Raw genomic sequence first — 23,111 nt, forward strand, 5'->3', positions numbered from 1 at the left:
AGTGACTCGACCCGTCCTACGCCACCGGCGCACCAGCCGACTCATCGTCCACAGGAGTCGTCCAATGCCCCCTGAACCACTGCTTTCACGATCGCAATCATCGCCACCGTACGACACATACTTCACAAAGGAAACATCTGCCGCAGGAACATCGGGCGGCGATTCGCCGATTGCTCGGAATTAGCCTGACGAGCAACAGGTTTTCATGGCAAAGAACAGACCGGTGGTCTGGAAATGTGACTGGAGTGAAACCAGTTAGTGGGTAGAGCCCGCATCGGTACGCGGCGAGACCCCGGCGTCGTCAGGCCCGCGGCGGGCCTTCACGACATACAGCCCGGCGATCGCCAGGACGGTGAGCGCCAACACGACGCCGGTGATCACGCCCCAGGAGATGCCCTCGGGCTGCTCGAGCCGGTCGACGAAGGCCTGCACGGCCTCTTCGGGGTGATTGCCCCGGTATTTGGCCACATCCTCGGCCCACTCCAGGCGCACCCGGCTGATGCTGTCGCTGTGGGTGCCGATCCAATCGTCGCTGAGGACCGCGATCGTGCCCTGGGTGGTGTTACCCAGTTCGGTGGCCAGGTCACGTAGGCTCGAATCGTGGCCGGGATTGCCGGGAACGACGACGACGCTGAGCGGAACACCCTCGGCGCGCGCCTGGGCGACGATCGCGGCCAGTTCTTCCTGGTCCTTACCCTTGGGCGCGGCGACGCCGTTGTCGGCCAGGTCGGCCCGAACACTGCTCAACTCGGTGTTCGGCGGCAGTTCCGCGGCCATCGGGGCAAAGGTGTAGAAGACGGTCATCATCCATCCGGTCTGTCGAGCCACGTTCGCCTTCGTCGCGACGGGCATCCAACACTGCCAAGGTGAGCGTCACTGCGTCTATCCCCGACCCGCTCGACAGGCACAGTACGCGACGCCGCGACGAGACACCTCCACACGGCACACCGAACCGGCCCCGCGTCTTTCATAGGACAAGCGTACTGTTAGGCTCGTACGGCGAGGAAATCGGCGCTCACGGCGCCGGATCCCCTCCGAAGACGCGAGCCACCGGCACAGCCCCGCCGGTGGCACACCCTCACACATGAGTGGAGCTGACGTGACGAAGATTGATACCTTCGGCGCCAAAGGCACGCTCGAGGTCGGAAGCAACTCCTACGAGATCTTCCGTCTCTCGGCTGTTCCCGGCACCGAGAAGCTGCCCTACGCCCTGAAGGTGCTTGCGGAGAACCTGCTGCGCACCGAGGACGGCGCCAACATCACCGCCGATCACATCCGCGCGATCGCGAACTGGGATCCCTCGGCGCAGCCGAGCGTCGAGATCCAGTTCACCCCCGCGCGCGTGATCATGCAGGACTTCACCGGCGTGCCCTGCATCGTCGACCTCGCCACGATGCGTGAGGCCGTCACCACCCTGGGTGGCGACCCGAGCAAGGTCAACCCGCTCTCGCCCGCCGACATGGTCATCGACCACTCGGTGATCCTGGACGTCTTCGGCCGCGCGGACGCGCTGGAGCGCAACGTCGACCTCGAGTACGAGCGCAACGGCGAGCGTTACCAGTTCCTGCGCTGGGGCCAGGGCGCCTTCGACGACTTCAAGGTCGTCCCGCCCGGCATGGGCATCGTGCACCAGGTCAACATCGAGTACCTGGCCCCCACCGTCATGGTCCGCAACGGCCAGGCCTACCCCGACACCTGTGTCGGCACCGACTCGCACACCACGATGGTCAACGGCCTCGGTGTGCTGGGCTGGGGCGTCGGCGGCATCGAGGCCGAGGCCGCGATGCTCGGCCAGCCGGTCTCCATGCTGATCCCGCGCGTCGTCGGCTTCAAGCTGACCGGCGAGATCAAGCCCGGCGTGACCGCCACCGACGTGGTGCTCACCGTCACCGAGCAGCTGCGCAAGCACGGCGTCGTCGGCAAGTTCGTCGAGTTCTACGGCAAGGGCGTCTCCGAGGTCCCCCTCGCGAACCGCGCCACCCTGGGCAACATGAGCCCCGAGTTCGGTTCCACCGCGGCGATCTTCCCGATCGACGGCGAGACCATCAACTACCTGCGCCTGACCGGCCGCAGCGACGAGCAGCTCGCGCTCGTCGAGGCGTACGCCAAGGAACAGGGCATGTGGCACGACCCCGAGCGTGAGCCGGTCTACTCCGAGTACCTCGAGCTGGATCTGAGCACCGTCGTTCCCTCGATCGCGGGCCCGAAACGTCCCCAGGACCGCATCCTGCTCAGCGAGTCCAAGAGCGCGTTCCGCACCGACATCGTCAACTATGTCGGCGAAGGTGAGCTCACCGCACTGGACGAGGGCGTCGACGAGTCCTTCCCGGCCTCGGACTCGACCGCCGTGTCGGCCAGCGCCGCCGACGACACCTACACCCCCGCGCACTCCGCGGCCAACGGTGCCACCGGCCGGCCGTCCAAGCCGATCGAGGTCGTCGGTGAGGACGGCAACAAGTTCGTGCTCGATCACGGCGCCGTCGTCGTCGCGGGGATCACCTCCTGCACCAACACCTCCAACCCGTCGGTCATGCTCGGCGCCGCCCTGCTGGCCCGCAACGCGGTGGACAAGGGTCTGTCGACCAAGCCGTGGGTGAAGACCAACATGGCGCCGGGTTCGCAGGTCGTCACCGACTACTACGAGAAGGCCGGTCTGTGGCCCTACCTCGAGAAGCTCGGCTTCTTCGTCGGTGGCTACGGCTGCACCACCTGCATCGGTAACACCGGTCCGCTGCCCGAGGCGATCTCGGCCGCGATCAACGACAACGATCTCTCGGTCACCGCGGTGCTCTCGGGTAACCGCAACTTCGAGGGTCGTATCTCCCCCGATGTGAAGATGAACTACCTGGCCTCCCCGCCACTGGTCATCGCCTACGCGCTCGCCGGCACGATGGACTTCGATTTCGAGACCGATGCGCTGGGCCAGGACTCCGACGGCAACGACGTGTTCCTGAAGGACATCTGGCCTTCGGCTCAGGAGATCGACGACACCATCAAGACGTCGATCAGCCAGGACATGTTCCGCAACTCTTACGCCACCATCTTCGACGGTGACAAGCGCTGGCAGGGTCTGGCCACTCCGGAGGGCGACACCTTCGAGTGGGACGAGAACTCGACCTACGTGCGCAAGGCGCCGTACTTCGACGGCATGTCGATGGATCCGGCCCCGGTCGCCGACATCTCCGGTGCGCGCGTGCTGGCACTGCTGGGCGACTCGGTCACCACCGACCACATCTCCCCGGCGGGCCCGATCAAGCCCGGCACCCCGGCCGCGCAGTATCTCGACGCCAACGGTGTGGCCCGCAAGGACTACAACTCGCTGGGCTCGCGGCGCGGTAACCACGAGGTCATGATCCGTGGCACCTTCGCCAACATCCGGCTGCGCAACCAGCTGCTCGACGACGTCTCGGGTGGTTACACCCGCGACTTCACCCAGCCCGGTGGCCCGCAGGCGTTCATCTACGATGCCTCGCAGAACTACCAGGCCGCCGGCATCCCGCTGGTCGTGCTCGGTGGCAAGGAATACGGTTCGGGCTCCTCGCGTGACTGGGCCGCCAAGGGCACCAGCCTGCTGGGCGTCAAGGCCGTCATCACCGAGTCGTTCGAGCGGATCCACCGCTCCAACCTGATCGGCATGGGCGTTGTGCCGCTGCAGTTCCCGGCCGGCGAGTCCGCCGCGTCGCTGGGTCTGACCGGCACCGAGACCTTCGACATCTCCGGGATCACCGCCCTCAACGAGGGTGTCACCCCCGAGACCGTCAAGGTCACCGCCACCGCCGAAGACGGCAAGGTCACCGAGTTCGACGCGGTCGTGCGCATCGACACCCCCGGTGAGGCCGACTACTACCGCAACGGCGGCATCCTGCAGTACGTGCTGCGCAACATGATCCGCGGCTGACTGTTCGACCCGGTGACGTGACATCGTGAGATGTTGCGCCACAAGGGCATTCGTTTGCCCGTGAATAATGCGACAGCCCCCGTCTCGGTTCGCCGGGGCGGGGGTCCGTGTATCCGCTAGTTGGAGGAATCATGCCCAAGGTCAGCGACGACCACCTCGCCGCCCGCCGCAGCCAGATCCTCGACGGTGCACGACGCTGCTTCGCCGAATACGGCTACGACGGCGCCACCGTGCGCCGCCTGGAAGAAGCCATCGGCCTGTCCCGCGGTGCCATCTTCCACCATTTCCGCGACAAGGACGCCCTGTTCTTCGCCCTGGCCAAGGACGACGCCGAGCGCATGGCCGATGTCGCGGCCAACCAGGGTCTCGTCCAGGTCATGCGCGACATGCTCGCCCGCCCCGAAGAATTCAACTGGCTCGGCACCCGCCTCGAGATCGCCCGCCGAGTGCGCACCGACCCCGAATTCCGCGCCGGCTGGACCCAACGCTCCGCCGAACTCACTGCGGCGACCCTGGCCCGCCTGGAACGTCGCAAAGCCGCGGGCGCGCTGCGCGACGACGTTCCCACCGATGTCCTACTCGGCTATCTGGACCTGGTCCTCGACGGCCTCATTGCCCGCATCGCGTCGGGTCACACGAACGAAAACCTTTCCGCCGTACTGGATCTCGTCGAAGCCTCCGTGCGCCGCAAGGAATTCTGAGTCGCGCTCGACGTGGCCACGGAGCAGTTCACCAGATAGAACACGACTCCACAGGATCGGGGTCGCGGGTTCTCACCCCACGACTGCCGCGTGCACACCGATTGCGCCCGATGGGATCGTCGAGAGGCGCCGTTTCCCCAACGGGATCGGGCGGTCAGTCCGCCCATCGACTGAGCAGGGCTCGCGAAATTCGATCCAGGGCGACCCGATCCACGGGATCGAGCACGGCCAGCATCGCCGTCTCGTTCTCGGTGTGCGCCACCACCACCGTGTCGACGAGCTCGCGCCCTTCCTCGGTGAGCGCCACCCGTACCGCGCGCCGGTCCGCGCGATCGGCGATCCGGCGGACCAGGCCCGCCGCCTCCAGCCGGTCGATCCGCCCGGTCATCCCCGCCCGCGACAGCATCATGGTGTCGGCGAGCACCGAGGGGTTGAGCTCGAAGGGCGCCCCCGAACGGCGCAGTGCCGCAAGCACATCGAACTCGCCGCGCTGCAATCCGTGTGCCGTGAACACCTTTTCGATGCGTGCGGTGGCCACGCCCATCAATCTGCCCAGCCTGCCGAAGACCGCCATCGCCGTCAGGTCGAGATCGGGCCGCTCCCGTCGCCACTGCGCCGCGATCGCGTCCACCACATCCGAGGTCGGTTCATCCATGGACAGGATTCTATTCGACGCGATATAGTTCGATACCGAATCATACGCCAGCGAACGGAATGGCCATGACGAACACCCGCGACATCGCCCTCTGCCAGCCACGAGACGCCGAGACCCTCGGCACCGAGGCGGTGCGGATGCGCCTGCTCATCGACGCGAATGCCAGCGGCGGGGCCGTCAGCACGCTCGAGGTCACCATGAACCAGGGCGCCGACGGCGCCGCGCCGCACTATCACACCCGCTCCGACGAGCTGTTCTACGTCGCCGACGGCGAACTGCAGGTCATGGCGGGCGAGGAGATCCTGACCCTGGGAGCGGGCGGCTCACTGGTGGTGCCGCGGCAGATGCCCCACGCCTTCGGCGCCACCCCCGACAGCGGCGCGCGCATCCTCATCGCGCTGATGCCGGGCGTACAGCGCTTCGAGTACTTCCGCCTGCTCGATCGGCTGCTGCGCGGCGTGGCCACGCACGACGAATTCGCCGCCGCCCAGGAGGAATTCGACAACCACTTCATCGACGCGCCCGCGTGGTGGGCCGAGCGCAACGCCCACCGCGCCTGAGCTCTGGCCATACCCGCACCGGTGGAACTGTGGTCGAGATTGCACCCACCGCGGGAACAAGTGCAGCGAAGCCATCGGTTATACGCCGTATGACGTTCTCCGTACCGGTCCTCGTCCGCGGCTACGAGCTCGACACCCAGGGCCACCTCAACCACGCCGTCTACCACCAGTACGGCGAGCATGCCCGCTGGGAGCTGATGCGCGCGGCGGGCATCCCGCAGGACAAGTTCATCGCCAGCGGCATCGGCGCGGTGGTGCTCGAGTCCACGATCAAGTACCGGCGCGAGCTGCGCGGCGGCGACGAGGTCACCGTGACCTGCGAGTTCGACTGGCAGGAGGGCGAGAAGGTGTTCCGCTTCCACCACCGGATCGTCAAACTCGACGGCACTGTCGCCGCGGAGATCACCGTCGTGGCGGGCGCGATGGATCTGCGGACCCGCAGACTCGTCCCCGAACCGGCCGAGCACTTCCGCAATCTCGCCGAGAATCCCGAACTGCTCGGCCTCTGATACCGACGCCACGGCGCGGCAGGGATCACCCGGCAACCCACCGGTGACACCCGCCGTGCCGTCGTCGTTTTCGTTTGCTGATCGATTGCCCTGGCAACGGGGTGGGCGCCCGCCGAGTTGTCTGAAATTCTCTCCCCGCAAGGGGATCACGCGCCGCTCGGCGGTTTGCCCGGGGCCCTGCAAATCTCGCGAACCGACTCGGCGGCGCACCCGATCACGCTATGATCCGAAGCACCTTATGGGGTTCTGGCAAATCGCGAGCAGACGAGAAGATCGGAGTGAGTGCCCATGACCGACGCCATCCACCTCCCCGCTACCGCGGCGTCCCGGAGTCGGGGACCCGCCTTGCGCGGACTGCTGGTGGCCGAGTCGGACCGTGATATCTCGGTCCGCGTCGACGGCGGTACCTGGACCTTCGATCGTCGCGATGTCGTGCGGCTCACCGCGGATCGCGGTGGGGCCGACCAGCGGGAGGTGCAGGTCGACATCCGGCCCGGCGCCACCGCCGATTTCACCCGCAGGATGCGCGTGGAGCTGGTGGACCGGCCGATCACGCTGGCCCCGGAACCCTCCGAGGCGCTCGGTGACGATCTGCTGGCCAAGGCCACCCGCGGCTGGGCGGCCACGTTGCGGATCGCCGAGCGCGGCGGCGTCACCGGCGCCACGTTCACGTTCCGCGACGGCATCAACTGCGACAGCCTCGACTGAAACGCCGACGGTCATGGAACGCGCGACCGACGCCGTACTCGTCATCTCCGAGAGCGACGACCTGCACGCCGACGCGATGGCCGCCACCCTCAGAGAACAGCACGGACTCGATCCGATCCGGCTCGATTTGCGTGAGTTCCCCACCGAGACAGGTAGTTTCCGGCTCGACAAGGCGGGCACCAACCGCACCATGTCCCACCTCCACGGGCTCGACGACGTGCGCGCGGTGTGGTGGCGCCGGCCGCATCCGTGCCGGGTGCCCAGCGGCGTGCGCGCCGCCGACGACGAGTTCCGCCAGGCCGAGTGCGACGGGTTCATCCAGGGCATGCTCTGGTCGATCCCGGCGTACTGGGTCAACGATCCGGCCGCCGAACGCACCGCGGCCCGTAAGATCGTGCAGCTCGAGACCGCTCAGCGGGCCGGGTTCACCATTCCGGAAACGCTGATCACCAACGACCCGGACGAGGCCCGCAGTTTCGTCGAATCCCGTTCCGGCCCCGTGGTGTACAAGCGCACCGGCACCGGCCGCGGCGAGTTCTCCGAGACCAGGATCATCACCCGCCCGGATCTGGGCAGGCTCGTCTCCATCCGGTCGACGCCCACCACGTTCCAGGACTATGTCGAGGCCAGCTGCGATCTGCGGGTGGTGTGGGTCGACGGAGTCGAGTGGGCGGTGCGCATCGACTCCCAGGCCGGGGTGGGCCGGGTCGATTCCCGGCTCGACACCTCGGTGGCGTTCGCGCCCGACCGGCTGCCCGCCTCGGTCAGCAAGTCACTGGCCACCCTGATGGGCGCGCTCGGGCTGAGTTTCGGCGTCGTCGATCTGCGCCTCGGCACCGACGGGGAGTACTACTTCCTCGAGGTGAACCCACAGGGCCAGTTCGCCTACCTGGAGATCAAGACCGGTCTACCCCTGTTCACCAGCCTGGCGAACCTGTTGGTCCGCGGGGACGGGTCGGTGCCGGGCTGGTGAGCCCCGCGGCGCCAGCCGCAATGTTTCAGTCAGCCGGATTCTTGCGCCGGTTGGCGCCACCGCGCCCGCGCAGTTCGACGTGTGACTCGACCAGCACATTGTGAATGAAGCCGTACGAGCGGCCGGTGGACCGGGCCAGGGAGCGAATGCTCGCGCCCGCCTCGTACTGCTTCTTCAACTGGGTCTGCAGCCGGTCACGGGACTTGCCCGTGACCCGGGTGCCCTTTCCCAGCGCGGCCTTACCGATCGTCGATTTACCCTTGGCCGACCTGGCGGCCTGTCTGGCACTGTCGCTCATGGCTTCCTCCGAGTCGCCGAGCAGCTCATTCCAGGCTAGACACTCCGCACCCGGTGATCAACGGGAAACAGTGATCGAAATCACCTCGACACAGCGAGTTCCCTCGCGACACACCGGATCAGGCCGAGAAAGATCAGGCGAGATCGATCAGTTCCGCGTACTCCGCGGACCAGTGGTCCTCGGTGCCGTCGGGCAGCAGAATGACCCGCTCCGGGTTCAGCGCCTCGGCCGCGCCCGGGTCGTGGGTCACCAGGACCACCGCACCGGCGTAGGTGCGCAGCGCGTCGAGGACCTGTTCGCGCGAGATCGGGTCGAGGTTGTTGGTGGGCTCGTCGAGCAGCAACACGTTCGCCGACGACGACACCAGCCCCGCCAGCGCGAGCCGGGTCTTCTCACCACCGGACAGCGTGCCCGCGGGCTGCTCGAGCTGTGGGCCGGTGAACATGAAGGCGCCGAGCAGACTGCGCAGCTCCTGCTCCCCCGCGTCCGGAGACGCGTGCCGGATGTTCTCCCAGACCGTGGCCTGATCGTCGAGGGTGTCGTGTTCCTGGGCGAAGTAGCCCACCTTGAGACCGCGGCCCTGCTCGACCCCGCCCGCGGTCGGCGTCTCGACACCGGCGAGCAGCTTCAGCATGGTCGTCTTGCCCGCGCCGTTGAGCCCGAGAATGACCACGCGGCTGCCCTTGTCGACGGCGAAGTTGACGCCGGTGAAGATCTCGAGCGAGCCGTAGAGCTTGGTGAGGTCGGTGACCATGAGCGGCGTCCGGCTGCAGGGCGCGGGCTCGGGGAAGCGGATGCGGGCCACCTTGTCGGCGACGCGCACATCGTCGAGCTCGGACATCAGGCGCTCGGCGCGACGCACCATCTGGTGTGCCGCAGCGGCTTTGGTGGCCTTGGCACCGAGTTTGGCGGCCTGCTGACGCAGCGCGCCCGCCTTCTTCTCCGCGTTGGCGCGTTCGCGGACGCGCCGCTGCTCATCGGTGGCGCGGGCGTCGAGGTACTTCTTCCAGCCCATGTTGTAGACATCGGGCTCACCACGCACGGCGTCGAGGAACCACACCTTGTTGACCACGGCCTCGAGCAGTTCCACATCGTGGCTGATCACGATCAGGCCACCGTCGTGGTTCTGCAGGAAGCCGCGCAGCCAGGTGATCGAGTCGGCGTCGAGGTGGTTGGTCGGCTCGTCGAGCAACAGGATGCGATCGGAGCGCCCGCCGCTGCCGTCGGAGGCGGAGAACAGGATGCGGGCGAGTTCGATACGGCGGCGCTGACCGCCCGACAGCGTGCGCAACTGCTGGCCGAGGACCCGGTCGGGCAGGCCGAGGCTGTTGCAGATGCGGGCGGCCTCGCTCTCGGCGACGTAACCGCCGAGCGAGGAGAACTGGTCCTCGAGGCGGCCGTACTTGCGGATCGCCTTCTCGCGTTCGTTCTCGTCGGCGACCTCGGCCATGCGCAGTTGCTGCTTCTCCATGTCCCGGATCAGCGCGTCGAGGCCGCGCGCGGAGAGCACCCGGTCGCGGGCGATCACATCCAGATCGCCTTCCTTGGGGTCCTGCGGCAGATAGCCGATGTCGGTGGAGCGCACGATCTTTCCAGCATAGGGCTCACCCTCGCCCGCCAGGATGCGCAGCGTGGTGGTCTTGCCCGCACCGTTGCGCCCGACCAGCCCGATCCGGTCGCCGGACTGCACCCGCAGCATCGGCCCCGGGGCCGAGAGCAGGGTGCGGACTCCGGCCCGGACCTCCAGGTCGGTCGCCGTGATCACAGTGCTTCTCCTCGTGTAAATACCTCGGTGGTCACCGCGCCGATTCATCGTGCACCGTCGGTGGCGGCAAGAACCACTTATTTTACCGTTGCCGCGTTTGCGGACCGAACCCGGCGCTGCCGGATGTGAGCGTGGTTACTCTCTTCGCATGACTACCGACCTACTCGGGCGGACCGCCCTCGTCACCGGCGCCAGTCGCGGCATCGGCCTGGCGACCGCCGCCGAACTGCTCCGCCGTGGCGCGAACGTCGTGATCACCGCCCGCAAACCCGAGCCGCTGGCGGCCGCCGCCGAGGAACTGCGCGCCCTCGGGCACAAGGGGCAGGTGAGCGCGGTCGCCGGTAACGCCGGTGATGCCGAGGCGCGCGCCGAGGCGGTGAGCCGAGCGGTCACCGAGTTCGGTTCGCTCGACATCCTGATCAACAACACCGGGATCAACCCGGTGTACGGCTCGCTCATGGACGCCGATCTGGGCGGGGTCAGCAAGATCTTCGACGTGAACGTGGTCGCCTCGCTCGGCTATGTCCAGCAGGCGTACAAGGCCTGGATGGCCGAGCACGGCGGCGCGATCGTCAACGTGGCCAGCGTGGCCGGTATCCGCTCCTCGGGCGTGATCTCCGCCTACGGCGCCTCCAAGGCCGCCCTGATCCGTCTCACCGAGGAACTGGCCTGGCAGCTCGGCCCGAACATCCGCGTCAACGCGGTGGCCCCCGGCGTCGTGAAGACCAAATTCGCCGACGCCCTCTACGCCGCCGACGAGGACGCCGCGGCCAGCGCCTACCCGCTGAAGCGCCTCGGCGTCCCCGAAGACGTGGCCCGCCTGATCGCGTTCCTGGTCTCCGACGAATCCGCCTGGATCACCGGCGACTGTGTCCGCGTCGACGGCGGTCTCCTCGCCACCGGCGGCATCTGACACCGGCGATACGACGGCGGGGCGGGCACCGGATCACCCGGTGCCCGCCCCGCCGCGTTCGGCTCAGTCCGCGGTCTCTCGGCGGCCTGTCGCGGCCGCCAGATCGTCTTCGGTCCGGGTGCCTTCGTCCGCGCGCGCGGGCTCTTCCCGCGTGCCTTCTTCCCGTGCGGCCTCGGCGCGCGCCAGCGGATCGACCACGGCGGTCTCCTCGCCTCGGGCGGCTTCGGCTCTGGCCGCTTCGGCGCGGGCGAGCGGATCGATGATGGTGACTGCTTCACTGGCACCGACGGCCCGACCGGTGACGCCGAGCGGATCACGTACCAGCACATCGTGTTTCGAGCCGCCCTCGTCCAGTCCGATGCGGTCGTGCAGGCGGCGCAGGAACTCCGGGGCGTACCAGTTCGCGTCGCCGAGGACCTTCATCGCCGCGGGCAGGAGGAAGCCGCGGACCAGAGTGGCGTCGACGATCACCGCCAGTGGCAGGCCGATGCCGAAGGCTTTCATGAAGGTGATGTCGGAGGCCAGGAAACCGAGGAAGACCAAGGAGATGAGGATCGCGGCGGCGGTGACGATGCGACCGACCCGTTCCAGCCCGAGCGCCACGGCGGTGTCGTTCTTGCCGGTGCGGTCGTACTCCTCGCGGATGCGCGAAAGCAGGAACACCTGGTAGTCCATCGCCAGACCGAAGGCGGCGGCGAACAACATCACCGGCACGGTCGCGGCCAGCTCACCGGTGACGGTGAAGCCGAGCAGCCCGGACAGATGCCCGTCCTGGAAGATCCACACCAGCGCGCCGAAGGTCGCGGTCAAGCTGAGCGCGCTCAGGATCACCGCCAGCACGGGCAGCACCACGCTGCCGGTGAGCAGGAACAACACGATCAGCATCAGGATGATCACGAAGCCGAGCGCCCAGGGCAGCGCGTCGGAGATCGCGGTGAGCGAATCGGCATTAGCCGCGGCGATCCCGCCGACCAGCAGTTCACTCGGGACATCCACCGCACGGACCTGTTCGACCAGTGTGGTCAGCGCGGCGCTGTCGGTGGTGGCCGGGACGATCGACAGGTAGGCGGCCCGGTCGGCGCGGAAGCGTTCGTTGATCGCGGTAGGCGCGGCGAGCAGGCCGCCCTGGGCGTAGCTGCCGGTGGCGGTGTCGACCCGGCGCACGTGGTCGAGATCGGAGAACTCGCGGGCGATGGCGTCCAGACCCGAAGCGCTGTAGGCACTGTCGGGCAGCACGGCGACGAGGGTGTTCTGGTCGCTCTCGCCGAAGTCTCGGTGGACGATCTCGGTGACCTGGCGCGAGGTCATCGAGGCGGGCAGCGTCCGTTCGTCGGGGAAGCCGAGCTTGACGCCGAGGAACGGCGCCCCGAGCAGCAGCAGCAGGAGCGTCACGGTGAGCCCGATCGGGATCGGCTTGCGCATCACCGCGGTGGCCAGCTTGTGCCAGGTGCCCTCGCCCGGCGCGGGCCGTGGCGCACGCAGGAACCACCAGCCGAGTTGGCCCTTGTCGATCCGGGTTCCCAGCAGCAGCAGGATGGCCGGCAGCACGGTCAGCGAGACCAGTGCGGCCAACGCCGCGACGATGATGCCCGCGTAACCCATCGAACGAATCGCCAACAGCGGGAAGAACAGCAGCCCGGCCAGCGCCACCGCGACGGTGAGCGCGGAGAACGCGACCGTGCGCCCCGCGGTGCGCATCGTGACGGCCACCGCCCTGGCCGGGGTGACGCCCCCGCCGAGCTCCTCGCGGTAGCGGTTGACGATCAGCAGGCTGTAGTCGATGGCCAGGCCGAGGCCGAGCAGGGTGGCCACGTTCGCCGCGGTGACCGCGAGCGGCGTGAACAGGGTGAGCAGCCACAGCGCGCCCATCGTCATCAGCACGGTGACGATCGCGACCAGCAGCGGCAGGCTCGCGGCGACCAGTCCGCCGAAGACGAACAGCAGCGCGATCAGCGTGAGCGGGAACGCGATGGCCTCGCCCTTGGCGATATCGGTCTTGGACTGCTCCACCGTCTCGTGCATGAGCATGGCGAAGCCGCCGACCTGCACCTGCAGGATGCCGTTGGCACCGGACAGCTCGTCGGCGACAGCGGCGGCGCGCTGGTCGATCTCGCGTTCGCTGCCCAGCACGCTGGCCACGATCAGGCCCTGCTTGCCGTCGACGCTGCGCAAGGCAGGCTGATGGGTGGTCCAATACGACACCACATCGGTGATGCCGTCGCGTTCGTGCAGGTTGGCGACCAGTGCCGTCGCCGCGGCGGTGGCTTCGGGGTCGTCGACCGAGCCCTCGGTCCGCACCAGCAGCACCAGATTCGGTGAACCCTGGCCGAATTCCTCACGCAGGACGGTGAGCGCCCGGCTCGATTCACTGCCCTGGTCGGTGTATCCGCCGCCATCCACTCGATCGAACAGCGAGGCGCTGAGTGCGCCGAGCACCAGTGCCAGCACCGCGAATACGCCGAGCACCCAGCGGCTGCGCCGCTCGGTGAATTCGAACACCGGAATCTCCTCACTCGTCACCACATCGCGGCACGCGCCAGGACCTGCGGTCTCCGGCATGGCCGAGCCGGTCCGTCGCATCGCCCGAACCTGTTGTCGGGTCGGCGTGTTCGCCCGCGCATGGTAGCAACTCCGTGGCGCCCGCGCCGTCGCTCAGGTCGACCTTCCCGACCGAGCGCCGTCTGCGGCACCGCCGAGGCCGAGGACCGCCGTCACGAGGGTGCGGCGCAGGCGTGGCGGCAGGGCGGTGAACAGGGCGCGCATCGCCGCGACGGTGCCGCGCAGGTCGTCGTGGCCGGACAGGTAGGCCCGCTGGAGCGGGGCGGGCAGCGCGAAGAACGCGTCGAAGAAGACCGCGACATCACGGGGCGGGAAGGCGAGCAGCGAACGCAATCCCGCGTGGCGCAGGGCGGCGACGGCGCGCGCGTCGGGCGTCCACACCCGCGCACCCGCGACGACGGTGTCCGCCGCGCGCAGCGAGGTGGCGACGCTGTAGCCGGTCGCGGGGTGGGTCAGCCCGCCCGCCGCGCCGAATCGGCCGCGGCCGGGCTTTCCGCCGTGGACCGGAAAGCGCACACGCTCAACGGGTTCGGAACCAGTGGTCGGGATCCCGCGTTCGCGCAGTCGATGTTCGAGCCTGCGCCGCAGCGCCGCCGGGGACAGCGCGGGGCGACCGGCCAGGCAGGTCTCCTCGTAGAGCACCGTGTCGGGGCCGAGAGGAACGACGTAGAGGAATGACGGTGGCTCGTCGGGGGCGGCGCCGTTGTCGAGGCGCCAGTCCATGAACAAGGCCGGGCGGTCGACGAGCACGTCGCGCCCGAGGACCACGCCGTAGGCGGTCTGTTCGGCCCGGCGTGGGGAGCGGGACAGTCCGCGGGCATCGATCACTCGTCCGCCGTGGACGAGTCCGGTCGCCGTGCGCACCGTGGCTCGCCCCTCCACCGCGACGACCCGGTCTGCGAGCACGCGCGCGCCGTCCAGGGTCAGCGAGCTGTGCAGCGCCGCCGTGTCGAGTACCCGGTAGGCGCGCTCGATCCGGTGCTCACGCACCGCCCACGCGGTCGGGGCAGCAACGGTCGCCGCGACAGCGGTGGAATCGAGCCAGCCGGGCAGTTCATCGGCCCAGGCGGCGTAGGTCGGGGTCCACACCCGATCCGGGTGCGGGTCGATCACCGTGACCGACTGTCCGGCGGCCAGCGCACGATGGGCAACCGCCCGGCCGGCTGGCCCGAGTCCGCAGATGATCAGGTCGGTGCGCACCCGACGATTGGATCAGATGCCACGAACACAAGCACCACCGCGTCACGGCCGGGCACCGTTTCGGTATTGGTCCCTCGCCGCCGGGCAGTTCTTCGGCCATCATGGGCTCTATGAGATCGATCTGGAAGGGCTCGATCGCGTTCGGGCTGGTGAATGTACCGGTCAAGGTCTACACCGCGACCGAGGACCACGACATTCGGTTCCATCAGGTCCACGCCGAGGACGGCGGCAGGATCAAATACGACCGTGTCTGCACGGTGTGCGGCAAATCCATCCAGTACGCCGATATCGACAAGGCCTACGTCGACCCCGACGGTGACCAGGTCGTGCTCACCGATGCCGACTTCGCCAAGCTCCCGGCGGCGGAGAAGCACGAGATCCCGGTGCTCGAGTTCGTGCCGTCCGATCAGATCGACCCCGTCCTGTTCGACAAGAGCTACTACCTGGAGCCGGACTCGGCCACGCCCAAGGCCTACCAGCTGCTCGCGGCCACCCTCGAACGCATCGACAAGACCGCGCTGGTGCACTTCACCCTGCGCCAGAAGACCAGGCTGGCCGCGTTGCGCGTGCGTGAAGGCATCCTGGTCCTGCAGACGCTGCTGTGGCCCGACGAGGTGCGTGCCGTGGACTTTCCCGCACTCGACGACGCCCCGGCGCCCCGGCCGCAGGAGCTGAAGATGGCCGAGACCCTGGTCGAGTCGATGTCGGGCGATTTCGACCCGACCGAGTACACCGACGAATACCAGATCGAACTGCAGAAACTGCTCGACGAGGCGATCGCCGGCGGCACCGGCAAGGTCACCAGCGCCCAAGCCGCCGAACCGGCCGAGCAGGCCGACGCGGAGGTGGTCGACCTCGTCGCCGCCCTGCAGCGCAGCCTCGAGGCCAGCGGCCGGCGCGAGGGCGGCGAGTCCGCCGCGGAGCCGAAGAAGAAGCCGGCGAAGAAGGCCGCGGCCAAGAAGGCGGCCCCGCGCAAGGCCGCGAGCAAATCCACAGCGAGCAAGACCACGACCCGCAAGGGCGCGTAAGGCACACTGGCCCCATGGACCCCGCGATCGCTGTCGTACCGATGGGTTTGGGACATCTGCGCCAAGTCCTCGACCTCGGCCACCAGGTGTTCGACACCACCACCAAGCCGTACACGTCCTGGTCGCTGACCGCGGTCGCCGAACATCTCGACAGCGCCGACAACGCCTGCTGGGTGGCGCTGGACTCCGACCGGGTCGTCGGCTTCGTCCTCGGGTCGATGGAATTCGAGCACCGCGACGACTGGGGGTATCTCGAGTGGATCGCGGTCGCGCCCGACATGCAGGGGCACGGCATCGCCCGGCGGCTGGTGAACGTGTGCTCCGAAGCGCTGTTCGCCCGCGGCGCCCGCCACATCGTCACCGATGTCGAAGACCGCAACAGCGCCTCGGCCTCCCTGATGACGAGCAGCGGTTTCGTCCCCGCCGCCACGGTCACCCTGCTGGTGCGGGCCAATCCCGACGAGCCCACCGACGCGGCCGAGCCGACTCTGCCCCCGATCACCAAACGCGACCTGGTCCGGCGTGGCCGGCTGTCGGTCGACCCTCCGCGCCGCTGAACCGGTGCCGACGCGGGACTTCCGCGCCCGCTGGTTCGGTTCTGCGGATCAGACGTTCGCCGTGCAGGCGGCCAGGATGACGCTCGCCGCACGTGGCGAGGCCGAGCCCGGGTCCGGGAACGGCGGTGCGCTGATGCCGAGCACATCCACTGCCGAGCGCTCGGCAGCGTGCAGGGTGTGATCCCAAGCCCAGCCGAAGCGGTAGTCCGCGCCCTGGGCCACCGCGCCGCAGGCATTGCGGAACTCGACGACGATCTGGCAGTCCCAGACGCCGCACTCGGCCAGCGCCGCGGCACGAGCGGCTCCCCAGCTGCCGTAGTTGACCGCCGAGGCGACCACGGCCTGCTTCGACGACAACGCCAGCGCGCCGTAGAGGTCACCGGCGGCGGCGAAGCCACCATCGCGTGAGACCGCGGTGTAGCCGGGCGCCTCGGCGATCGCCACACCACTCTCGGCCGCGGCCGCCGGACCGGCGGTCACGACCGTGAACGCGGCCACCGCGGACAGCGCGGCCACACCCAGGGCATATTTGCCCACAACAGACATCAGTGAATCTCCCCATCGAAAAAGCGGCTTCGTGGTCGAAGCCGGTTCCAGCATGAACCGGTGCGAGGCCGATCGGAAATAGATACTCCGCATGGCTTCGGCGACGGTTCCACCGAACTTCGCGCGGGCGCCGACACCGGGTCGGCGACAACGAATCCGGTTGTCGCGACGAACGTTTCCTCCCGAACCGTTCGTCCGCCCCAGACTAACAACCCCCACCGACACATTCCCCTTTCGCCGAAACGCTCGGGGCAGCTCGCCGGACACAGTCGCCGGTGCGGCTTTCGCGGATCACCTTCGCGGCGACGAGGGCACTGGACGCGAGCAACTCCTTCTACACATGCGCACATGCGCATGTTACGATTCAAGAAGCCGTCGGGACCGCGACGGTGACACCGCAGCGGCAAAGGAGTTTCGCCAGTGGGCGCAGGACACAGTCATGGCACGAGCAACCCGGTTCAGGGCAGCGCGTCGAACAGATACACCACCCGCCTCGCGGTGGTGATCGCGCTGGGCCTGGTCACCTTCGTCGCCCAGGTGACGGTCGGTTTCTCGACCTCCTCGCTGGCCCTGCTGTCGGACTCCGCGCACGTGTTCACCGACGTGTTCGGTGTGACCATGGCACTGCTGGCGATCCTGATCGCCCGCCATGCCACCCGCGGCGGGTCCCGCTCGTTCGGGATGTACCGCGCCGAGGTCTTCGCCGCGCTGTTCAACGCGATCCTGCTGTTCGCGGTCGCGGGCTGGGTCCTCTACGAGGCGTTCGGGCGCCTGTCGGACCCGCCAGAGGTGCCGGGCCTGCCCGTGGCGCTGGTGGCGCTCGTCGGCTTGGCGATGAACGTGATCAGCATGCTGCTCCTGCGCGAAGGCGCCAAGGAGAGCCTCAATGTTCGTGGCGCGTACCTGGAAGTCATGGCCGACATGCTCGGCTCGCTCGGGGTGCTGGCCAGCGGCCTGATCACGCTGATCTTCGGTTGGCGCTACGCCGACCCCGCCATCGGCGTCGCGATCGGCCTGTTCGTGCTGCCACGCGCGTACCACCTCGGCCGCCAGGCCCTGCGCATCCTGTTCCAGCACGCCCCCGCCGAGCTCGACCTCGCCCAGCTCGAGCAAGCCCTGCGCGACCTCGACGGCGTCCGCCAGGTGCACGACCTGCACGTGTGGACCCTGACCCCGGGTATGGAGGTCGCCACGGTCCACCTGGTGACCGGCCCCGGCACCGACCCCGACGCGGTCCTGCGCACCGCCCAGCACCTGCTGACCGAGACCTACCACCTCGACCACGCCACCCTGCAGATCGAAGCCGAAGAAGACACCGAACACTGCCGCGACCGAACCTGGTGAAGGACGCCGCGCCACCAGCTTTGCCGCCTACCCCTCCCCGCCGACAGCCAGCTCGGTCCTCGCGCGCATCAGGGCGAACCCGAGCAGGTTCAGCCCACGCCAACGCGCGGGATCGGCCGTACGCGCGTCCTCGGCCGCCAGCCCGATCCCCCAGATCCGATCCATCGGACTGGCTTCCACGAGCACCCGCGTCCCGGTGCCGAGCAGATAGGCCCGCAGCGCCGCGTCCTGACCGAACTTGGCCACACTGCCCGCCACCACGATCTCGAACCGGTTTCGCACCCAGACGGTTTCGTCGAAGTCCCGAATCCTCCGGCCGAGATTCTTGGCCTGACTCGGATGTCCGGCCTCGAGAATCCGAGCCGCCGTCGCCGCATCGTCGAACAGGATCGCCTTGCGCCACATCATGTAGTGCTCGGCACTGGCGAACGTGACGCCGCCGACCACGAATGTCGCGGGCCACCACTGACTCAGGCAGCTCGATCCGATCGAGCCGTCGCGACGCGGGGCATGCCCCCAGAACGGAAGATACTTCGGGGCAAGCCCTTCGGCGATCGCCCGGCGGAGCCCCTCCACGGATTCGACTGTCATCACCACTCCGTCGTTTTGGTCTAGGTCACCATATGTGATCGATGGGAGCGCACGCGAACGATATTCGGGTGGGGGCCGATGCACTGGCATGGGTCACAGGAGCCTTCGTGGCAATTCGGAGATCCGACAGCGTCAAGGAGGGCGTGTTCAACGGGGTCGAAATTAGGCTTCCGGGCGGAGGTGCCGTTGTGCCGGAGGCCGTCGAGACCATCGCTGTCGAAACCCCCGCTCGGTTCGCTTGGCGGCCGGTCGGTGTGGTCGCCGTGGTGGCGGGTGGACTGTTCCTGAGCCGCCTCGGACGGTATGAGTTCGGCGGCGACGAGCTGTATTTCATCGCCGCGGGACGTCAACTGGCGCTCGGGTACGCCGACCAGGGGCCGGTGGTGCCGTTGCTGGCGGCGGTGGCCGATGTGCTCGCGCCGGGGTCGCGGGAACTGCTGCGGCTGCCCGCGCTGCTGGCCACGGTGGCATCGATTCTGCTCGCTGCCGCTATCGCCAGGGAATTCGGTGGCGGAGCGCGGGCCCAGACGATCGCGGCGATCTGCTACGCGTGTACTCCCGCGGCGGTCATGCAGGCCGCGATGGCCTCGACCTACGCGCTGGACGCGGCATTGACGGCCGGGATCAGCTGGTTGTTCATCCGTTGGGTGCGCACCCGTGCCGACTGGCTGCTGGTCCTCGCCGGGCTGGTGGCCGCGGTGGATTTCCAGGTGAAGTGGCTCGCGCCGATGGTGTGGGCCGGGCTGGCCGTCGGGATCGCGATGTTCGGTCCGCGAGCGCTGTTGCGTTCGCGCGGTTGGTGGTTCGGTTCGGCGGTGCTGGTCGTCACGGCGGTGCCGACGCTGGTGTGGCAGCAGCGCAACGGTTGGCCGCAGGTGGCGATGGGCGCGGTGGTGCGGGCCGAGCAACTCGCCACCAGCGGTGGCCTGGTCGCGATGCCCTGGCAGGTGGTGATGGTGACAGGCCCGGTCGGCGCGCTCGCGCTGGTCGGGATCTGGGCCGGACTGCGAGCCCAGCGGCTGCGGCCGTACAGATTCTTGATCCCGATCGTCGTGGTGGGACTCGGCGCGGTCGTCGTGGGCGGTCTGCGACCGTACTTCGTGGTCGGCGCACTGCCCGGATTGTTCGCCGCCGGTGCGGTGTTCGTCGTCGATCGGCCGTGGCGGCCAGTCCTCGTTCGTGGCGGCGCCGTACTCACCGCCTGCTCGGCGCTGCTGGCCGCGGCATTCGTGCTCGTCCTGCCGCTGCCGGGCCATCGACTCCAGACACCCACCGATCGCTACGACCAGATCGACACGCGCAGCAAACTGTTCGGCCCGACGGGCTGGTCGGCGCTGATCGACGGCGTCACCACCGCGACCCACCAGATCCCCGCCGCGGAACGAACCCGCCTCGCGATCGTCACCGAGAACTACTGGCAGGCAGCCGCATTGGCGACCCTTGGCCGCGATCGCGCCCTGCCCCCGGTATTCAGCCCCCACCGCGGGTACGGGTACTTCGGCGCGCCGGACGACGACACGACGGCGATCCTCTACGTCGGACTGACGGTCCCCCACCAGACCATGTCCGAGGTGCTCACCCACTGCACCCCCGTACACCGCGTCGACGATCGCCTCGGCTATCCCGGCGTCAACCGCAACATCACCATCTGGCGGTGCGCGACGACGCGCCAACCGTGGTCGACCGCGTGGCCGGGTCTGCGCACCCTGCCGCTGGTCGACGGCACCACCTGACAGCTACGGCGTCAGCAGCGCCCGCGCCCGCTCCCAGAACGCGTGCATGTCACGCTCCCAGTACCCCCACGAATGAGTCCCCGCCGCACGGAAGTCGAAGGTCGCCGAAATGTCCAACTCCGCCAACCGATCACGCAGCATCCGCGTGCACACCACGGTGATCCCGTCGAGTACGCCGCCGATCAACAGCTGATCGGCCAGCTTCACCGGATTGTGCGCGATGCCGGGGCCGCTCAACGTGTCCAGCGGTCCGGGTACACCGTTGCCGGTACTCACATAGACCTGCACCCCGCGCAGTTTCTCGGCCTGGAGGTACGGATCGTTGGCCGCCCACGCCGGATGCCCCGGCGGCCCCCACATGTTGATCGGATTACCTTGGCGCGCAGTGACAATCGAGGCCACCATCGCCTGCCCAGCCGGATCGCTGGTACGCACACAGCCGCTGAACGAGCCGACCATCCGAAATCGGTGCGGCGCCTCCTGCGCCATCCGGAACACCGCCGAACTCGCCATCGACAGCCCGGCCACCGCATCGCGACCGGTGCCGTGGAACGCCGAATCGATGATCGGCGGCAGCTCCTGGGTCAGGAAGCTCCGCCAGCGATGCCGCCCGGTCACCGGATCATCGGCCTGCCAGTCGGTGTAGAAGGTGCCCGCACCGCCGATCGGCATGACGATCGTCGCCTGCGCGCCACCGAAGAAGTCGATGGCATCGGTCTTGGTGAGCCAGTTGCTGCCCTCCCGCCAGTCGGCGGTGTCGGTGCCGCCGTCCACGCCGTTGATCAGATACAGCGACCCCGCCGGGGCCTCGGGATCGGCGGCGGGCAGCACCGCGACGGTGATCGGGCGGTCCATCGCCGCCGAGTACACGGTCAGGTCGATCACCCGGCCCGGGCCGTTGGCCGCCGCGGCGACCGCTCGCGACCCGTCCGGTGCGGGCACGGCCGCCGCCAGGGCCCGGGCGGCCACCGTCTCCGGTGCCGCCTGCGCCGTCACGACCACCGGGACACCCGCGGCGGCCAGCGCCGTCGCGAGCGCCAGCCGCCGCACCATCGAACCCCACATCACGCCTCCGTCGTCGCCGGTGGGGACGAACCTAGGCCGAGCGGGCGCCACCGAGGTCGGGACCGAGGCAGGTCTGGGCATCCGACCGAGTCCGCCGGACGGCACTGGGATCGCCCACAACACTGGCCCGCCCAGCGGTGGCCAGCGCACCGGTCGACGGTTCGACCGTGGGCCCGCTGTGGAAACTGCGCGCGATCATCGATGAGCGCAACTGCCACAGCCCCGAGGCCTGCGTCGGATCGAGCCCGGTGAGCTGGGCGACCCGGCGCAACCGGTAGTCGACGGTATTGGTGTGGATGTGCAGCAGCCGAGCGGTGCGCTGGCGGTTCATGTTGTTGGCGATGTGCACCCGCAGCGTCTCGTACAGCTCGGGGTGGTTGTCCAGCGGTGCGAGCAGCTCACCGAGGCGCGCCCGGCCCGGACCCGGCCGGGTCAACTGGTACTCGAGGGCCAGGTCGCCGAAGCGGTACAGCCCGGGCGCGCAATCGAGCCGCTCCACCATGTCGAGCAGTTCGTGGGCGCGTTGAGCCGCATCGGGGATCTCGGCGGTAGTCGCGGGCACGAGCGCTGCCATCAGGTCCACCCGCGCCGCCCGCGCCAGCGACTCGATCAGGGCGTCGAGTTCCGCGGCCGCCAGCAGTTCAGCGGGGATCAGCAGGGTGCCGCCGTCGACCGAGAGCAGCGACAGAGCCTGTTCACCGCAGTGGTGCGCCAGCGCCGCCTGGACCCTGCGCAACTTGCGCCGGGCGACCACCGAGGCGTTGAGACGCGGATCGTGCTCGTCGGGATGGTCTCGGATCGACAGGGCCAGCACCGAATACGTGTCGGCGACGGTGATGCCGCACTCGCGCGCCATGGTGATGGTCGGCTGCCCGGCCAGCAGCGCCGAGACCAGGGTGTGCACGGCCGTGTGGTGTTCGCCCGCGATCTCGCGGTGCTCCCGGACGTAGGCGCGGGTCACCGTGGTGCACAACAGGTCCGAGATCTCCATGACCCGGCGGAAGCCGTGCAGCAGGCTGGCGCGATCCTCGTCGGCGACCTCGTCGTACACCGTGTCGAATCCCAGCCGGAAGCCCTCGTGGAAGGCCTGCAGGATGGCGTCGATCGGCACCCCCTCGCGCGCCCAGGCCGCGGCGGCCCTCGCGAGCCGGTTCAGCTTCGCCTGCTCGTCGCGGCCGTCCAGCATCCCGCCGACGATTTCCAGGCACATCCTGGTCACCGTGGTGACCTCCCCGGAGATCGCGTCGCCGGGCAGGGTGCGGCAGGTCGCCACGTTGTCCACGAAGTGGCCGACGAGTCGGCCGGTCAGCGTTCGGACATCACGCAGGGGCTGCCACATCGTCGCAGTGCCCAGTGGGATCGTCATCGTCGACTCCTCCTTCTACACCGGCCGGCGACCCGGCGGTGGTTCCGCTTCCGGAGCGGCAGGCCGCTGTGATGGCCTACACTCCGGTTTCTTCGTGATCATGACTCTAGGGTGAGTGAGTACTCACCTTCTACTCCTCTTT

21 protein-coding genes are annotated in these 23,111 nt (G+C 68.6%); 11 read left to right on the forward strand and 10 right to left on the reverse strand.

Features of this window, described 5'->3' with window-relative positions:
- Positions 1 to 255: 255 nt before the first annotated feature.
- Positions 256 to 828 carry an Rv1476 family membrane protein gene (locus tag BOX37_RS19045; RefSeq protein WP_240504937.1) on the reverse strand — a complete coding sequence of 191 codons (573 nt, stop codon included), beginning with the start codon at positions 826 to 828 and terminating at the stop codon, positions 256 to 258.
- 256 nt (positions 829 to 1,084) lie between these two features.
- On the opposite strand from BOX37_RS19045, the gene acnA reads away from it, so the two are divergent.
- Both acnA and BOX37_RS19055 read left to right on the forward strand, forming a co-directional pair.
- On the forward strand, positions 1,085 to 3,898 hold the full coding sequence (gene acnA, locus BOX37_RS19050) for an aconitate hydratase AcnA (RefSeq protein ID WP_071928845.1): 2,814 nt from the start codon (positions 1,085 to 1,087) through the stop codon (positions 3,896 to 3,898).
- A gap of 131 nt (positions 3,899 to 4,029) precedes the next feature.
- The gene (locus BOX37_RS19055; RefSeq protein WP_071928846.1) at positions 4,030 to 4,599 is read left to right on the forward strand and encodes a TetR/AcrR family transcriptional regulator; all 570 of its coding nucleotides are present in this window, start codon (positions 4,030 to 4,032) and stop codon (positions 4,597 to 4,599) included.
- Between the two features lie 154 nt (positions 4,600 to 4,753).
- Here the strand turns inward: BOX37_RS19055 and BOX37_RS19060 are convergent, their stop codons facing one another.
- A complete protein-coding gene (locus BOX37_RS19060) occupies positions 4,754 to 5,254 on the reverse strand; it encodes a MarR family winged helix-turn-helix transcriptional regulator (protein ID WP_156910461.1) in 501 nt (166 codons plus the stop codon).
- A 65-nt stretch (positions 5,255 to 5,319) separates the two neighbouring features.
- Here BOX37_RS19060 and BOX37_RS19065 point away from each other — a divergent pair, with 65 nt between their 5' ends.
- The 4 genes from BOX37_RS19065 (at position 5,320) to BOX37_RS19080 (ending at position 8,004) form a co-directional block, all read left to right on the forward strand.
- The gene (locus BOX37_RS19065) at positions 5,320 to 5,814 is read left to right on the forward strand and encodes a cupin domain-containing protein (RefSeq protein ID WP_084759839.1); all 495 of its coding nucleotides are present in this window, start codon (positions 5,320 to 5,322) and stop codon (positions 5,812 to 5,814) included.
- An 89-nt stretch (positions 5,815 to 5,903) separates the two neighbouring features.
- Positions 5,904 to 6,323, forward strand: coding sequence for an acyl-CoA thioesterase (locus BOX37_RS19070; RefSeq protein ID WP_071928848.1), 420 nt, complete (start codon positions 5,904 to 5,906; stop codon positions 6,321 to 6,323).
- A 288-nt stretch (positions 6,324 to 6,611) separates the two neighbouring features.
- Complete coding sequence (locus tag BOX37_RS19075) at positions 6,612 to 7,031, forward strand: hypothetical protein (RefSeq protein ID WP_071928849.1); 420 nt, start codon at positions 6,612 to 6,614, stop codon at positions 7,029 to 7,031.
- Between the two features lie 13 nt (positions 7,032 to 7,044).
- Entirely contained in the window at positions 7,045 to 8,004 is a 960-nt protein-coding gene (locus BOX37_RS19080) for an MvdC/MvdD family ATP grasp protein (RefSeq protein WP_071928850.1), read from the forward strand.
- 25 nt (positions 8,005 to 8,029) lie between these two features.
- Here the strand turns inward: BOX37_RS19080 and BOX37_RS19085 are convergent, their stop codons facing one another.
- Positions 8,030 to 8,302 (reverse strand): helix-turn-helix domain-containing protein, encoded by a 273-nt coding sequence (locus BOX37_RS19085; protein WP_071928851.1) that lies wholly within the window; start codon positions 8,300 to 8,302, stop codon positions 8,030 to 8,032.
- 133 nt (positions 8,303 to 8,435) lie between these two features.
- Positions 8,436 to 10,067, reverse strand: a complete 1,632-nt coding sequence (locus tag BOX37_RS19090) for an ABC-F family ATP-binding cassette domain-containing protein (RefSeq protein ID WP_071928852.1) — start codon at positions 10,065 to 10,067, stop codon at positions 8,436 to 8,438.
- A 148-nt stretch (positions 10,068 to 10,215) separates the two neighbouring features.
- Between BOX37_RS19090 and BOX37_RS19095 the strand changes: the two genes are divergently transcribed.
- Complete coding sequence (locus tag BOX37_RS19095) at positions 10,216 to 10,980, forward strand: SDR family oxidoreductase (RefSeq protein WP_071928853.1); 765 nt, start codon at positions 10,216 to 10,218, stop codon at positions 10,978 to 10,980.
- Positions 10,981 to 11,043: 63 nt separating this feature from the next.
- Here the strand turns inward: BOX37_RS19095 and BOX37_RS19100 are convergent, their stop codons facing one another.
- On the reverse strand, positions 11,044 to 13,560 hold the full coding sequence (locus BOX37_RS19100) for an MMPL family transporter (protein ID WP_240504939.1): 2,517 nt from the start codon (positions 13,558 to 13,560) through the stop codon (positions 11,044 to 11,046).
- 72 nt (positions 13,561 to 13,632) lie between these two features.
- Positions 13,633 to 14,739, reverse strand: coding sequence for a lycopene cyclase family protein (locus BOX37_RS19105; RefSeq protein WP_071928854.1), 1,107 nt, complete (start codon positions 14,737 to 14,739; stop codon positions 13,633 to 13,635).
- Positions 14,740 to 14,849: 110 nt separating this feature from the next.
- On the opposite strand from BOX37_RS19105, the gene ku reads away from it, so the two are divergent.
- Together ku and BOX37_RS19115 are read left to right on the forward strand one after the other, a co-directional pair.
- Positions 14,850 to 15,767 (forward strand): non-homologous end joining protein Ku, encoded by a 918-nt coding sequence (ku, locus tag BOX37_RS19110; RefSeq protein ID WP_071928855.1) that lies wholly within the window; start codon positions 14,850 to 14,852, stop codon positions 15,765 to 15,767.
- A gap of 14 nt (positions 15,768 to 15,781) precedes the next feature.
- Positions 15,782 to 16,324 carry a GNAT family N-acetyltransferase gene (locus BOX37_RS19115; RefSeq protein ID WP_071928856.1) on the forward strand — a complete coding sequence of 181 codons (543 nt, stop codon included), beginning with the start codon at positions 15,782 to 15,784 and terminating at the stop codon, positions 16,322 to 16,324.
- A gap of 48 nt (positions 16,325 to 16,372) precedes the next feature.
- Here the strand turns inward: BOX37_RS19115 and BOX37_RS19120 are convergent, their stop codons facing one another.
- Positions 16,373 to 16,870 carry a DUF4189 domain-containing protein gene (locus BOX37_RS19120; RefSeq protein WP_071928857.1) on the reverse strand — a complete coding sequence of 166 codons (498 nt, stop codon included), beginning with the start codon at positions 16,868 to 16,870 and terminating at the stop codon, positions 16,373 to 16,375.
- Positions 16,871 to 17,290: 420 nt separating this feature from the next.
- On the opposite strand from BOX37_RS19120, the gene BOX37_RS19125 reads away from it, so the two are divergent.
- Entirely contained in the window at positions 17,291 to 18,214 is a 924-nt protein-coding gene (locus BOX37_RS19125) for a cation diffusion facilitator family transporter (protein ID WP_071928858.1), read from the forward strand.
- Positions 18,215 to 18,241: 27 nt separating this feature from the next.
- On the opposite strand, the gene BOX37_RS19130 is transcribed toward BOX37_RS19125, so the two are convergent.
- Complete coding sequence (locus BOX37_RS19130; RefSeq protein ID WP_071931655.1) at positions 18,242 to 18,805, reverse strand: NADAR family protein; 564 nt, start codon at positions 18,803 to 18,805, stop codon at positions 18,242 to 18,244.
- A gap of 107 nt (positions 18,806 to 18,912) precedes the next feature.
- On the opposite strand from BOX37_RS19130, the gene BOX37_RS19135 reads away from it, so the two are divergent.
- Complete coding sequence (locus BOX37_RS19135) at positions 18,913 to 20,538, forward strand: ArnT family glycosyltransferase (protein ID WP_167659963.1); 1,626 nt, start codon at positions 18,913 to 18,915, stop codon at positions 20,536 to 20,538.
- A 3-nt stretch (positions 20,539 to 20,541) separates the two neighbouring features.
- Here the strand turns inward: BOX37_RS19135 and BOX37_RS19140 are convergent, their stop codons facing one another.
- Together BOX37_RS19140 and BOX37_RS19145 are read right to left on the reverse strand one after the other, a co-directional pair.
- On the reverse strand, positions 20,542 to 21,603 hold the full coding sequence (locus BOX37_RS19140) for an alpha/beta hydrolase (RefSeq protein WP_156910462.1): 1,062 nt from the start codon (positions 21,601 to 21,603) through the stop codon (positions 20,542 to 20,544).
- Between the two features lie 31 nt (positions 21,604 to 21,634).
- Entirely contained in the window at positions 21,635 to 22,969 is a 1,335-nt protein-coding gene (locus BOX37_RS19145; protein WP_084759843.1) for a PucR family transcriptional regulator, read from the reverse strand.
- Positions 22,970 to 23,111: the final 142 nt, after the last annotated feature.

Source organism: Nocardia mangyaensis, assembly GCF_001886715.1.
Taxonomy (GTDB): Bacteria; Actinomycetota; Actinomycetes; order Mycobacteriales; family Mycobacteriaceae; genus Nocardia; species Nocardia mangyaensis.

Bases quoted from the DNA above. Each gene is read 5' to 3' on its own strand.
- BOX37_RS19065 (WP_084759839.1), top strand. From the start codon at position 5,320: ATGACGAACACCCGCGACATCGCCCTCTGCCAGCCACGAGACGCCGAG.
- BOX37_RS19075 (WP_071928849.1), top strand. From the start codon at position 6,612: ATGACCGACGCCATCCACCTCCCCGCTACCGCGGCGTCCCGGAGTCGG.
- BOX37_RS19085 (WP_071928851.1), bottom strand. From the start codon at position 8,302: ATGAGCGACAGTGCCAGACAGGCCGCCAGGTCGGCCAAGGGTAAATCG.
- BOX37_RS19070 (WP_071928848.1), top strand. From the start codon at position 5,904: ATGACGTTCTCCGTACCGGTCCTCGTCCGCGGCTACGAGCTCGACACC.
- BOX37_RS19055 (WP_071928846.1), top strand. From the start codon at position 4,030: ATGCCCAAGGTCAGCGACGACCACCTCGCCGCCCGCCGCAGCCAGATC.
- BOX37_RS19100 (WP_240504939.1), bottom strand. From the start codon at position 13,560: ATGCGACGGACCGGCTCGGCCATGCCGGAGACCGCAGGTCCTGGCGCG.
- BOX37_RS19095 (WP_071928853.1), top strand. From the start codon at position 10,216: ATGACTACCGACCTACTCGGGCGGACCGCCCTCGTCACCGGCGCCAGT.
- BOX37_RS19130 (WP_071931655.1), bottom strand. From the start codon at position 18,805: ATGACAGTCGAATCCGTGGAGGGGCTCCGCCGGGCGATCGCCGAAGGG.
- BOX37_RS19060 (WP_156910461.1), bottom strand. From the start codon at position 5,254: ATGGATGAACCGACCTCGGATGTGGTGGACGCGATCGCGGCGCAGTGG.
- acnA (WP_071928845.1), top strand. From the start codon at position 1,085: ATGAGTGGAGCTGACGTGACGAAGATTGATACCTTCGGCGCCAAAGGC.
- BOX37_RS19080 (WP_071928850.1), top strand. From the start codon at position 7,045: ATGGAACGCGCGACCGACGCCGTACTCGTCATCTCCGAGAGCGACGAC.
- BOX37_RS19115 (WP_071928856.1), top strand. From the start codon at position 15,782: ATGGACCCCGCGATCGCTGTCGTACCGATGGGTTTGGGACATCTGCGC.
- BOX37_RS19145 (WP_084759843.1), bottom strand. From the start codon at position 22,969: ATGACGATCCCACTGGGCACTGCGACGATGTGGCAGCCCCTGCGTGAT.
- ku (WP_071928855.1), top strand. From the start codon at position 14,850: ATGAGATCGATCTGGAAGGGCTCGATCGCGTTCGGGCTGGTGAATGTA.
- BOX37_RS19140 (WP_156910462.1), bottom strand. From the start codon at position 21,603: ATGTGGGGTTCGATGGTGCGGCGGCTGGCGCTCGCGACGGCGCTGGCC.
- BOX37_RS19120 (WP_071928857.1), bottom strand. From the start codon at position 16,870: ATGTCTGTTGTGGGCAAATATGCCCTGGGTGTGGCCGCGCTGTCCGCG.